We start from the raw sequence: 12,941 nt of genomic DNA, 5'->3' as shown, positions 1-12,941 counted from the left end.
AAAAGTGAATGTTTGTTATGATTCATCCATTAACTAACAAGGAAATCTCAGCAAGCTCATGTTTCTCACCAGACAATCGATGTACAAGTTCAAAAATGAAAAAGGGTGGCGAGGGTATATTACCCCTTGTCGCCACCGCTTGTAAGTCCTGAAACGAAGTTCTTTTGCAAGAAGAAGAAAAGTGTACAGATTGGAAGAGCGATGAGGATAGCACCTGCTGAGAAGTAGGCGATCTTCAAGTTCTTCGCATTGCTGACGAAGGTTTGTAGACCAACGGCAACTGTAAAGTATTCTTTTTCACGAAGCAAGAAACTAGAGAGGATATAGTCTCCGAAAGGTCCCATGAAGGCCCAGAGTGCTTGTACAGCAACCATTGGGCGAACAAGAGGGAGAACGATTTGCCAGAAGCGGCGGAAGTGTCCTGCACCATCTAGTTTTGCAGACTCATCAAGAGACATTGGCACGGTATCAAAGTAACCTTTCATCAACCAAGCATTCATAGGGATACCACCACCGACGTAGAGGAAGATGAGGAACCAGCTATGGTTAAGGGCGTTCAACATGAGGGCCATAACAAAGAAGGCAGTCAAAGCGGCCATTGTTGGCACCATTTGGATAATCAAGAAGAAGACCAAACTTTGTTTACGAGCCAAGAAGTTGTAACGGCTATAGGCATAACCAGCAAGTACGATAATACTTGTCTGAACAACCATAGTGATCAAAGCGATGATCAAAGTGTTGAGGTACCATGTGCCGTACAAGGTTTCTGTAAAGAGCCCTTTGAAGTTATCAAGACTGAAATTAACATTGCTGTCGAGCTTGAAGGCCACAACGTTACCGGCCTTAAAGGCTGACATAATCGTGATTAAAAGAGGATAGATAATAACGATTGAAAGTCCAATCAAGTAGAGGTAAGTGAGGGTTTGAGTCAGTCTACGTTTGAGTTTGATTGAGTTATTCATCTTAGACGTCCTCCATATCAAATGCGTGTAGTTTCTTGAATGCAATCATAGAAATAGAGATGACAATGATTGAAATAATCAAGGTAACGGCAGCTGCCATAGAGTATTGAGGAGCTGTACCAGTTGTCAAACGGTAGATCCATGAGATCAAGATATCGGTTGAACCAGCTCCACCACCGACACTACCAGGACCACCACCATTGAAGAGGTACATGATAGAGAAGTTGTTAAAGTTGAAGGTGTATTGGCTGATCAAAGTAGGTGCCGCAACAGCCAAAATCATTGGGAAAGTAATGTTGCGGAATTTTTGCCAAGCGTTTGCACCATCGATATAAGCTGCTTCGTACAAGTCGTTTGGAATAGACTGTAGGATACCGAGAGTCAAGACATAGATATAAGGGAATCCAAGCCAACCTTGCATCATAATCAAGGCAACCTTAGTCCAAGTTGGGTTTGTCTTCCAAGGGATAAGTGCTCCATCTAGGAAAGGAAGAACCTTAGCAAAGAGAGGGATAACTTGAGTATTGATAGCTCCGACACTATCGTTGAACATGTTTGAGAATGTCAAGATAGTGATGAAGGCTGGAACAGCCCAAGGGAGAAGGAAGATAACACCAAAGATACGTTTTCCTTTGATGAATGGTTGGTTAGCAATAATAGCTGTAAAGATACCGAGTACGATTTGCAAAGTAGATGCAGATAAAGCCCAGATAATAGTCCAAGAAAGGACAGCACCGAAGGCTGAACGGAAGGTACTCAAGCTCCAGATGTTTGTGAAATTAGTCAATCCAACCCAATCCAACAATTTATTTGGTGGTAAATGTTGGAAATCATAGTTGGTAAAGGCAATCATCAAGGTTACAATAACTGGGAAGATGATCGCAAATGTCATGGCAACATAAGATGGGATGATGAGTAAGTATGGGAACCCATTTTCATAGATTCCTTTAATCATATCCTTCAATGTCAATGGGACAGGAATGCCATTATTAATACGTTTTGCAATAGTGTGAGCGTCTTTAATATTGAAAATATAGAATGCTAGATAAACAATTACAAAAATAGAGTGGAATGCACCACGAATCAACATGAAAAGAGAGTTGTCACGGCCAGGTTTTTCACCGAGCGTGATCAAGTTGCTCAATTCTGGTGCTGCAAGTACTATAAAATAGAGGACAAAAGCCACTGTTACAGCAAGGAAGATAAAACCTTTAGCTTTTTGTTTGTTGTAGATTTGTCCCAACCCAGGAATCAATGAAAGCAAGGCTGCTTTTTTTGGTTGTTGTTCCATGAGTACTCCTTTCATAAGATACGAGCATTGAGCTCGATGCTAATCAGTAATACTACTGAAAACATTGTCAGTGTATCTAAAAATCAAGGGAGATGTTTAAATTATCTCCCTTGAATCAATCAATTAGTTACCAAATTTTTGTTGGATTGTTTCTTTGATCAATGTTACAGCATCATTAGCAGCTGTTTTAGCATCTTTCTTACCGCTTACAGCGTCAAAGAGCATTGTTTTAGCTGGGTCCCAAACTGTTGACATTTGAGAGATGTTTGGCATTGGTTGAGCGTTTTGGAACTGTTTGATAACAGCTGTAGTCAACTCATCGTTTTTACCTTCAGCGTAAGCGCGAGCTTCAGTATTAGCTGGGATTTCGTTAGTTGCATCGTAGAATGCTTTTTGTTGTTCAGTTGAAACAAGGAAGTCTACAAATTTTTGAGCCCCTTCAAGGTTCTTAGTGCTTGATGGGATAATCCAAGCTTTACCACCACCAAAGGCTGCGTAGTTTTTGCCGTTTGGAAGAGTTGGGATAGTTGCAACACCGTAGTTTACTTTAGCGTCTTTGAATGCTTGAGCTTTCCAAGGACCGTCGATGATTGCAGCTGTTTTACCTTCTTGGAATTGAGTTTGGATCAAGTTTCCAGCACCTTCAGTATCTTGCATACCTTTAGGCCATTTTTCGTACCAAGTTTTAGCGTATTCAATACCTGCGATAGCACCATCATTAGCAAGACCGATATCTTTAGGATTTTTACCGTTGTCACCAAATACGTAAGCACCGTTACCTGCAAGAAGTCCGTATGCGTAGTAGAAGTTAGTCCAGTCAGCTAGGAAAGCGGTTGTTTTTCCTTCTTCACCAGCAAAAGCGTATTTGCTATCTTTAGCAAGGTTTTCTAAGTCAGCAAATGTTTTTGGAGCTTCTTTAATCAAGTCTTTGTTGTAGTACATAACAAGTGACTCGATAACAGCTGGAGCACCGTAAACTTTTCCACCAACAGTTACAAGAGATTTAGTAGTGTCGTCAGTTTTAGCACCATCGCTCAAAGTAACTTCTGAAAGTTGTCCGTCAGTACCAAGGCTACCTACACGGTCGTATGGCGCCATCATGACATCAGCAGCTTTACCTGATTGGTTATCAAGTGAAAGATTGTCAAGTCCACCTAATTGGTCACCAGTTTTAATAGTAACTTTTACACCAGATTCTTTTTCGTAAGCTTTTGCAGCTGATTCAGCGAAGGCTTTATATTGATCTTCAACGTAGAAAGTGATTTCTTGACTTCCTGATGCAGATGAATCAGCAGCTTTATCTGCAGTTTTACTTCCGCAAGCTACCAAAAGCAAGCTAGCAAGAGTAGCAGTACCAAGTACAGCTGCGCTCTTCATGAATTTAGTTGACATAGTGTATTCCTCCTAAAGAATAACAAATTTTAATTTCGAGGAAACGCAAACGTTTTCCCTTATGACCCTAGTATAGCACAAACAGAAAACGGTTGCAAGCGTTTTTTTGAAAAAATTTTAAAAAGCTTAAAATTAAGAGAAACCGAAAACTGTCGATATAATAGGAAGAAAAAGTAAATAATTAAGAAAAAAATGTTCGGAAATGGACAAATGGAAACGATTGCGCAATTTTTTTGAAAAAATTATCAAGTTAAGAAAATAGGATATAGTAAATTTTATTTTTAATAATATAAATAAATCAAAAAAAGTTTTCTAAAAACGCTTGCATTTCTTTTTGAAATGGGTTATACTTTAATTAGCGCAAACGTTTGCGCAAAAATTGAAGTAATTAACAAAATAAACACTTGAGGTGCTAATATGAAAAAACGTCAAAGCGGTGTGTTGATGCACATCTCATCACTTCCAGGAGCATACGGAATCGGATCATTTGGTCAAAGCGCCTATGATTTCGTTGACTTCTTGGTTCGTACTAAGCAACGCTACTGGCAAATCCTTCCTTTGGGAACAACTAGCTATGGAGATTCTCCTTACCAATCATTCTCAGCCTTTGCTGGAAACACTCATTTTATCGACCTTGATATTTTAGTGGAGCAAGGTTTGTTGGAAGCAAGTGATCTTGAAGGTGTGGACTTTGGTAGCAACCCAACTGAAGTTGACTACGCTAAAATCTACTATGCACGTCGTCCGCTTTTAGAGAAAGCTGTCAAACGTTTCCTTGAAGTTGGAGCTGTCAAAGACTTCGAAAAATTTGCTCAAGAAAATCAATCATGGCTTGAACTCTTTGCTGAGTATATGGCTATCAAAGAGCATTTTGACAATCTTGCTTGGACTGAATGGCCAGATGCTGATGCTCGTGCTCGCAAAGCTTCAACTCTTGAAAGTTACCGTGAGAAATTAGCTGACAAGCTTGTTTACCACCGTGTAACCCAATACCTTTTCTTCCAACAATGGTTGAAATTGAAAGCATACGCCAACGATAACCACATTGAAATTGTTGGAGACATGCCTATCTATGTGGCTGAGGACTCAAGCGATATGTGGGCAAATCCACATCTCTTCAAAACAGATGAAAACGGAAAAGCAACACACATTGCAGGATGCCCTCCTGATGAGTTCTCTGCAGACGGTCAGCTTTGGGGCAACCCAATCTATGACTGGGAAGCAATGGACAAAGATGGCTACAAATGGTGGATTGAACGCTTGCGTGAAAGCTTTAAAATCTACGATATCGTTCGTATCGACCACTTCCGTGGATTTGAGTCTTACTGGGAAATCCCTGCTGGTTCTAAAACAGCGGCACCTGGTAAATGGGTGAAAGGACCTGACTACAAACTCTTTGCAGCTGTTAAAGAAGAGCTTGGTGACTTGAACATCATCGCAGAAGACCTTGGATTCATGACTGATGAAGTTATCGAGCTTCGTGAGCGTACTGGATTCCCAGGAATGAAAGTCCTTCAATTTGCCTTCAACCCAGAGCATGAAAGCATCGACAGCCCACACTTGGCACCAGCCAACTCAGTTATGTACACAGGAACACACGATAACAACACTGTTCTTGGTTGGTACCGTGATGAGATTGATGATCCAACACGTGAGTACATGGCACGCTATACAAATCGCAAGGAATACGAAACAGTAGTACATGCTATGCTTCGTACAGCCTTTTCATCAGTAAGCTTTATGGCTATTGCTACTATGCAAGACTTGCTAGAGTTGGATGGTTCAGCTCGTATGAATTTCCCATCTACTCTTGGTGGAAACTGGTCATGGCGTATGACAGAGGATCAATTGACTCCTGCTGTCGAAGAAACTTTGCTTGACTTGACTACAATTTATCGCCGAATTAATGAAAATTTGGTAGAATTAAAGAAATAAGACAATATCAGGAGACACAAAAATGTTACCATTAAAAGAATTTGTACAAAATCGTTACAATAAATCTATCGCAGAATGTAGTAACGAAGAGCTTTACCTTGCTCTTCTTAACTACAGCAAACTTGCTAGCAGCCAAAAACCAGTCAACACTGGTAAGAAAAAAGTTTACTACATCTCAGCTGAGTTCTTGATTGGTAAACTCTTGTCAAACAACTTGATTAACCTTGGTCTTTATGACGAAGTTAAAAAAGAACTTGCTGATGCAGGTAAAGAGTTAATCGAAATCGAAGAAGTAGAATTGGAACCATCACTTGGTAATGGTGGTTTGGGACGTTTGGCAGCTTGCTTTATCGACTCAATCGCTACACTTGGTTTGAACGGTGACGGTGTTGGTTTGAACTACCACTTCGGTTTGTTCCAACAAGTTCTTAAAAACAACCAACAAGAAACGATTCCTAACGCTTGGTTGACTGACCAAAACTGGTTGGTTCGTTCAAGCCGTAGCTACCAAGTGCCATTTGCACACTTTACATTGACATCTACTCTTTACGATATCGATGTTCCTGGTTACAAAACAGCTACGAAAAACCGTTTGCGTTTGTTTGACTTGGATTCAGTTGATTCTTCAATCATCAAAGATGGTATCAACTTTGACAAGACAGACATCGCTCGTAACTTGACTCTTTTCCTTTACCCAGACGATAGTGATAAACAAGGTGAATTGCTCCGTATCTTCCAACAATACTTCATGGTTTCAAACGGTGCACAATTGATCATTGATGAAGCAATCGAAAAAGGAAGCAACTTGCACGACCTTGCTGACTACGCAGTTGTACAAATCAACGATACTCACCCATCAATGGTAATCCCTGAATTGATTCGTCTTTTGACTGAACGTGGTATCGAACTTGATGAAGCCATCTCTATCGTTCGTAGCATGACTGCCTACACAAACCACACAATCCTTGCTGAAGCCCTTGAAAAATGGCCTCTTGAATTCTTGGAAGAAGTGGTTCCTCACTTGGTACCAATCATCAAAGAATTGGATCGCCGTGTTAAAGCAGAATACAAAGACCCAGCTGTTCAAATCATCGATGAGAGCGGACGTGTTCATATGGCTCACATGGATATCCACTACGGATACAGCGTAAACGGGGTTGCAGCTCTTCACACTGAAATCTTGAAGAACTCAGAGTTGAAAGCTTTCTACGACATCTACCCAGAAAAATTCAACAACAAAACAAACGGTATCACATTCCGTCGTTGGCTCATGCATGCTAACCCAAGCTTGTCTCACTACTTGGATGAGATTCTTGGACGCGAATGGCACCATGAAGCTTCTAAATTGGAAGACCTTCTTTCATACGAAGACAAGGCTGCTGTCAAAGAAAAATTGGAAAGCATCAAAGCTCACAACAAACGTAAATTGGCTCGTCACTTGAAAGAGCACCAAGGTGTGGAAATCAATACAAACTCTATCTTTGATATCCAAATCAAACGTCTTCACGAGTACAAACGTCAACAAATGAACGCTTTGTATGTCATCCACAAATATTTGGACATCAAGGCTGGTAACATCCCTGCTCGTCCAATCACAGTATTCTTTGGTGGTAAAGCAGCTCCTGCCTACACAATCGCTCAAGATATCATCCACTTGATCCTTTGCTTGTCAGAAGTAATTGCAAACGACCCAGCAGTAGCTCCACACTTGCAAGTTGTCATGGTTGAAAACTACAACGTGACTGCAGCAAGCTTCTTGATCCCAGCATGTGACATCTCAGAACAAATCTCACTTGCTTCTAAAGAGGCTTCAGGTACTGGTAACATGAAATTCATGTTGAACGGAGCTTTGACTCTTGGTACTATGGACGGAGCTAACGTTGAAATCGCTGAATTGGTTGGAGATGAAAACATCTACATCTTCGGTGAAGATTCAGAAACTGTTATCGACCTTTATGCGAAATCAGCCTACAAATCAAGCGAATTCTACGCTCGTAAAGCGATCAAACCATTGGTTGACTTCATCGTAAGCGATGCTGTTCTTGCAGTCGGTAAGAAAGAGCGCTTGGAACGTCTTTACAACGAATTGATCAACAAAGACTGGTTCATGACTCTTCTTGACTTGGAAGACTACATCAAAGTTAAAGAGCAAATGCTTTCTGACTACGAAGACCGTGATGCATGGTTGGATAAAGTCATCGTCAACATTGCGAAAGCAGGATTCTTCTCATCTGACCGTACAATCGCTCAGTATAATGAAGATATCTGGCACTTGAACTAAGATTCTTTGTAACAGATTATAAAACAAAAACGCATCTTAAATAGATGCGTTTTTTTGTATTTAGACTAGTTTATAGTGCTTTCCCAACCAGAATCTCTGCTTCGATGGTAATCTTCGTTAATTGACTCCAGTCAATCTTGCTTTGGTCAATGTGAAAGAGCAGGGGAGTCATGCTGAGTAAGGCTTGGCGTTGTTCTGCTGTAATGGGCTTGGTCAGGGAAGCGATTTGACTAGATTGGATGCTGAAATGTTCTTGGAAATGTTCTTTGATATCTTGGTTAGAATAATCTTTCTTTGTCAGTTGTTCCTGTACCATTTGGCGGATTTCCTTGAGATGGTTTTCAGTAGGAATAACCTTGATTAAGATGCCGTCCTTGGATAAGACACGGCGAAATTCACCGTAGTTGGCAGGTGAGAAGATATCAAGCAGGATATCCATGCTAGCGTCTTTTATAGGAAGGCGAGCCAGGTCGCCAACGAACCAGTTGACTGCCCAGTTGGGTTCGCTTTTGGCAGCGATCTGAACTGAGTCTTTCGAGATATCAAAGGCGTAGAAGGTCTTGTCAGGATGACTTTCTTGTAGTCTACGAGAGTAAAATCCTTCGCCACAACCGATATCTAAGACTGTTTTTGCAGATGATTTAGTCGCTAGTAGGTCAGAAATACCTTCTAAGATAGCCTGATAAAATCCAGCTTCTAGGATTTGCTGGCGATTTTGGAAGTTTTCCTTGTCGTAGTTGGCGGATTGCTTGATTTGGGGAGCCAGATTGACATAACCGAATTTTGCTAGGTCAAAAGAATGGCGATTGCTACACTTGAGACTGCTCTCGACCAAGGTCAGATTTTCTTGGCAGATGGGGCAGGAAAAGGCACTAGCAGAAGCAAAACGCTGGAGTTTAGGTTTGAGGTTTGTATTCATAGTTTTAGTCTAGCAAAAAAAGAACTGGATGGCAAATGCCTCCAGTTTGTTTTTTAGTATGTTAGAACGAAGTATTTTTTCTTACCACGGCGGATAACAGTGAGTTCGTTCTCTAACTTATCAGCATCACTCAAGACATAGTCAAGGTCTTGGATACGTTCGCCGTTGACGTAGATAGCTCCATTTTGAACATCTTCGCGGGCTTGGCGTTTTGAGTTGACTACGCCAGAAGATACGAGCAATTCTACGATGTTGTGATTTTCGTCTGCTTGTACTTGGTAGTTTGGCACACCACGAAGTCCTTGTTTAAGTTCTTTGACAGAAAGGTTTTTGATATTTCCGGCAAAGAGTTGCTCAGTGATATTGAGTGCTTCTTTGTAGGCTTCTTCTCCGTGAACAAGTGTTACGACTTCACGAGCTAAGACTTTTTGAGCCAAGCGTTCGTGTGGAGCCGCTTCAAATTGTTTACGGATCTCTTCAATCTCATCAAGTGACAAGAAAGTAAAGATTTTCAAGAAGCGAACAGCGTCAGCATCCATGACGTTCATCCAGAATTGGTACATTTCGTATGGAGAAGTCTTTTCAGGGTTGAGCCAAACGGCGTTCCCTTCAGATTTACCAAATTTCTTACCAGTTGCGTCTGTAATGAGTGGAACAGTGATAACGTGGCCAGTCTTGTCAGCCTTACGGCGAAGCAATTCGGTACCAGCAGTCATATTTCCCCACTGGTCAGAACCACCGATTTGAAGGGTTACATTGTGCTCTTGATTAAGAACGAAGAAGTCATAACCTTGCATGATTTGGTAGGCAAACTCAGTGTAAGAAATCCCTGTTTCAATACGTTTCTTCACAGACTCCTTGCTCATCATGTAGTTGACAGTGAAGTATTTTCCGATATCTCGGAGGAAGTCAATGAAGCTGATGCTGCCAAACCAGTCGTAGTTGTTGACCATGACAGCTTTATTTTCACCATTTTCAAAGTCAAGAAAGCGAGAAAGTTGTCCTTGGATAGACTTGACCCAGCCATCCACTGTGTCTTTTGTTTGGAGACTACGCTCAGCATCTTTGAAGGACGGATCTCCGATGAGACCTGTAGCACCGCCAACGAGCGCATAAGGTTTGTGACCTGCTAACTGCAAACGACGACTTGTCAAGATTGCGACAAGGTGACCTAGGTGAAGGCTGTCAGCAGTTGGATCGTAGCCAGTATAATAAGAAACTTGACCTTCTTCTAGGGCTTTGCGCAAAGCTTCTTCATCAGTCGTTTGAAAAATCAAACCACGCTCTTTTAGCTCATCAAAAATGTGCATGTGTCTTTTCTCCTTTTTAAAATATTGTTTCTACCTATTTTACCACAAACTTGGCAAATAACCTAGTAAAATCGGGAAGAAAGTTGCTGCTTGGACTTTTTTGGAAACGAGTGAAATATGGTATAATAGCACTAGCATATTTTCAGAGAAATAGATAAAAATAGTTAAGAAAGGGGCTGAAAGATGTCTCATATTATTGAATTGCCAGAAGTCTTGGCCAATCAAATCGCAGCAGGAGAAGTTATTGAACGCCCTGCTAGTGTAGTCAAGGAACTGATTGAAAATGCCATTGATGCTGGCTCTAGTCAGATTATCGTTGAGATCGAAGAAGCTGGTCTTAAGAAAATCCAAATCACCGATAATGGTCACGGGATTCCCCACGATGAAGTCGAGTTGGCTCTTCGCCGTCATGCAACCAGTAAGATTAAGAATCAAGCGGATCTTTTTCGGATTCGGACCCTCGGTTTTCGTGGTGAAGCTCTGCCTTCTATCGCATCTGTTAGTGTACTGACTCTTTTGACAGCAGTGGATGGAGCAAGTCACGGGACCAAGTTAGTTGCTCGTGGAGGAGAAGTTGAAGAAATTATCCCTGCGACCAGTCCTGTTGGGACCAAGGTTTGTGTGGAGGATCTCTTTTTCAACACACCAGCTCGTCTCAAATATATGAAGAGCCAACAGGCAGAGTTATCTCATATCATCGATATTGTCAACCGTCTAGGTTTAGCCCATCCTGAGATTTCCTTTAGCCTGATTAGCGATGGCAAGGAGATGACACGAACAGCTGGTACGGGGCAACTGCGCCAAGCCATTGCGGGCATTTATGGTTTGGCTAGTGCCAAAAAGATGGTTGAGATTGAGAATTCGGACCTAGACTTTGAGATTTCAGGTTTTGTCTCATTGCCTGAATTGACGCGGGCTAATCGTAACTACATCAGCCTCTTTATCAATGGCCGTTATATCAAAAACTTCTTGCTCAATCGTGCCATTTTAGATGGTTACGGCAGCAAACTCATGGTGGGGCGTTTTCCACTAGCCGTTATTCACATTCAAATCGATCCTTATCTGGCAGATGTCAATGTGCATCCAACCAAGCAAGAAGTACGGATTTCCAAGGAAAGAGAGCTGATGGCGCTAGTTTCAGAAGCTATCTCAAAGAGTCTCAAAGAGCATACCTTGATTCCAGACGCCTTGGAAAATCTTGCCAAATCTACCGTTCGCAATCGTGAAAAAGTAGAGCAAACGACTTTGCCCCTGAGAGAAAATACGCTCTACTATGAAAAAAATGAACCTATAAGACCGACGCAAGCTGAGGTAGCAGACCATCAGGTAAACTTGACAGAAGAAAAGCAGGATTTGAACCTCTTTGCTAAGGAAACATTAGACCAGATAACCAAACCAGCCAAACTGCATTTTGCAGAGAGAAAGCCTGCTAGCTATGACCAACTGGACCATCCAGAGTTAGATTTAGTTAGTTTGGATAAGGCTTACGATAAGCTGGAGCGAGAAGAATCTTCGAGCTTCCCAGAGTTAGAATTTTTCGGACAGATGCACGGCACCTATCTCTTTGCTCAAGGTAGAGATGGGCTCTACATCATAGACCAACACGCAGCCCAGGAGCGGGTTAAATACGAGGAGTACCGTGAAAGTATTGGTAATGTTGACCAGAGCCAACAGCAACTCCTTGTACCCTACATCTTTGAATTTCCAGCGGATGATGCCCTTCGTCTCAAGGAAAGAATGCCTCTCTTAGAGGAAGTGGGCGTCTTTCTAGCAGAGTACGGGGAGAACCAATTTATCCTAAGGGAACATCCTATTTGGATGGCAGAAGAGGAAATCGAGTCAGGTATCTATGAGATGTGTGATATGCTCCTTTTGACCAAGGAAGTTTCAATCAAGAAATACCGAGCAGAGCTAGCAATCATGATGTCCTGCAAGCGGTCTATCAAAGCCAATCATCGTATCGATGACCACTCTGCTAGACAACTTCTCTATCAGCTCTCTCAATGTGACAACCCATACAACTGTCCGCACGGACGTCCTGTTTTGGTCCACTTTACCAAGTCAGATATGGAAAAGATGTTCCGTCGCATTCAGGAAAATCACACTAGTCTACGAGAACTAGGAAAATACTAATACTCTTCGAAAATCTCTTTAAACTGCGTCAGCCATACCTTGCCTAACTCAAGTTATGCCTACGGTTAGCTTACTAGTTTACTCTTTGATTTTCATTGAGTATAAATTGAAGGGGAAATTATGTACGAATATCTAAAAGGTATCATTACCAAAATTACTGCCAAATATATTGTTCTAGAAGCTAACGGGATCGGCTATATCTTACACGTGGCTAACCCTTATGCCTACTCAGGACAAGTCAATCAAGAAGCGCAAATCTATGTGCATCAAGTTGTTCGCGAAGACGCTCATCTCCTTTACGGTTTCCGTTCAGAAGACGAGAAAAAACTCTTTCTCAGCTTGATTTCGGTGTCGGGCATTGGTCCTGTATCAGCTTTGGCTATCATTGCAGCAGATGACAATGCAGGCCTCGTTCAAGCCATCGAGACCAAGAACATTACCTACTTGACTAAATTCCCTAAAATCGGTAAGAAAACAGCTCAACAGATGGTCTTGGACTTAGAAGGTAAGGTGGTTGTGGCAGGTGATGATCTCCCTGCTAAGACTGCTACTCCATCTAGCAACGACAACCAAGAATTGGAAGAAGCTATGGAAGCCATGTTGGCCTTGGGCTACAAGGCGGCTGAGCTTAAGAAAATCAAGAAATTCTTTGAAGGAACTTCTGATACAGCTGAAAACTACATCAAGTCGGCCCTTAAGATGTTGGTGAAATAGGAGA

9 protein-coding genes are annotated in these 12,941 nt (G+C 41.7%); 4 read left to right on the top strand and 5 right to left on the bottom strand.

Annotation, left to right across the window (positions count from 1 at the left end):
* Window positions 1-119: 119 nt before the first annotated feature.
* From QM810_RS05735 to QM810_RS05725, 3 genes are all read right to left on the bottom strand, one after another.
* Entirely contained in the window at window positions 120-962 is an 843-nt protein-coding gene (locus tag QM810_RS05735) for a sugar ABC transporter permease (RefSeq protein WP_006149616.1), read from the bottom strand.
* A 1-nt stretch (window position 963) separates the two neighbouring features.
* Window positions 964-2,253 (bottom strand): ABC transporter permease subunit, encoded by a 1,290-nt coding sequence (locus QM810_RS05730; protein ID WP_414254145.1) that lies wholly within the window; start codon window positions 2,251-2,253, stop codon window positions 964-966.
* A 123-nt stretch (window positions 2,254-2,376) separates the two neighbouring features.
* Window positions 2,377-3,645, bottom strand: a complete 1,269-nt coding sequence (locus QM810_RS05725) for an extracellular solute-binding protein (protein WP_414254144.1) — start codon at window positions 3,643-3,645, stop codon at window positions 2,377-2,379.
* A 417-nt stretch (window positions 3,646-4,062) separates the two neighbouring features.
* Here QM810_RS05725 and malQ point away from each other — a divergent pair, with 417 nt between their 5' ends.
* Both malQ and glgP read left to right on the top strand, forming a co-directional pair.
* On the top strand, window positions 4,063-5,580 hold the full coding sequence (gene malQ, locus QM810_RS05720) for a 4-alpha-glucanotransferase (RefSeq protein ID WP_414254143.1): 1,518 nt from the start codon (window positions 4,063-4,065) through the stop codon (window positions 5,578-5,580).
* Between the two features lie 22 nt (window positions 5,581-5,602).
* Window positions 5,603-7,861, top strand: coding sequence for a glycogen/starch/alpha-glucan family phosphorylase (gene glgP, locus QM810_RS05715; RefSeq protein WP_414254142.1), 2,259 nt, complete (start codon window positions 5,603-5,605; stop codon window positions 7,859-7,861).
* Between the two features lie 70 nt (window positions 7,862-7,931).
* On the opposite strand, the gene QM810_RS05710 is transcribed toward glgP, so the two are convergent.
* On the bottom strand, window positions 7,932-8,780 hold the full coding sequence (locus QM810_RS05710; RefSeq protein ID WP_414254141.1) for a putative RNA methyltransferase: 849 nt from the start codon (window positions 8,778-8,780) through the stop codon (window positions 7,932-7,934).
* A 53-nt stretch (window positions 8,781-8,833) separates the two neighbouring features.
* Entirely contained in the window at window positions 8,834-10,090 is a 1,257-nt protein-coding gene (tyrS, locus tag QM810_RS05705) for a tyrosine--tRNA ligase (RefSeq protein ID WP_414254140.1), read from the bottom strand.
* A 183-nt stretch (window positions 10,091-10,273) separates the two neighbouring features.
* On the opposite strand from tyrS, the gene mutL reads away from it, so the two are divergent.
* Complete coding sequence (mutL, locus tag QM810_RS05700) at window positions 10,274-12,223, top strand: DNA mismatch repair endonuclease MutL (RefSeq protein ID WP_414254139.1); 1,950 nt, start codon at window positions 10,274-10,276, stop codon at window positions 12,221-12,223.
* Window positions 12,224-12,343: 120 nt separating this feature from the next.
* On the top strand, window positions 12,344-12,937 hold the full coding sequence (ruvA, locus tag QM810_RS05695) for a Holliday junction branch migration protein RuvA (RefSeq protein ID WP_414254138.1): 594 nt from the start codon (window positions 12,344-12,346) through the stop codon (window positions 12,935-12,937).
* Window positions 12,938-12,941: the final 4 nt, after the last annotated feature.

It is taken from the genome of Streptococcus infantis, from assembly GCF_047464155.1.
In the GTDB taxonomy this organism is placed as follows: Bacteria; Bacillota; Bacilli; order Lactobacillales; family Streptococcaceae; genus Streptococcus; species Streptococcus infantis_U.
This window is presented reverse-complemented; position numbering and strand designations above follow the sequence as displayed.

Excerpts from the sequence above, each read along its gene's own strand:
- QM810_RS05735 (WP_006149616.1), bottom strand. The coding sequence starts at position 962 with ATGAATAACTCAATCAAACTCAAACGTAGACTGACTCAAACCCTCACT.
- QM810_RS05730 (WP_414254145.1), bottom strand. The coding sequence starts at position 2,253 with ATGGAACAACAACCAAAAAAAGCAGCCTTGCTTTCATTGATTCCTGGG.
- QM810_RS05725 (WP_414254144.1), bottom strand. The coding sequence starts at position 3,645 with ATGTCAACTAAATTCATGAAGAGCGCAGCTGTACTTGGTACTGCTACT.
- malQ (WP_414254143.1), top strand. The coding sequence starts at position 4,063 with ATGAAAAAACGTCAAAGCGGTGTGTTGATGCACATCTCATCACTTCCA.
- glgP (WP_414254142.1), top strand. The coding sequence starts at position 5,603 with ATGTTACCATTAAAAGAATTTGTACAAAATCGTTACAATAAATCTATC.
- QM810_RS05710 (WP_414254141.1), bottom strand. The coding sequence starts at position 8,780 with ATGAATACAAACCTCAAACCTAAACTCCAGCGTTTTGCTTCTGCTAGT.
- tyrS (WP_414254140.1), bottom strand. The coding sequence starts at position 10,090 with ATGCACATTTTTGATGAGCTAAAAGAGCGTGGTTTGATTTTTCAAACG.
- mutL (WP_414254139.1), top strand. The coding sequence starts at position 10,274 with ATGTCTCATATTATTGAATTGCCAGAAGTCTTGGCCAATCAAATCGCA.
- ruvA (WP_414254138.1), top strand. The coding sequence starts at position 12,344 with ATGTACGAATATCTAAAAGGTATCATTACCAAAATTACTGCCAAATAT.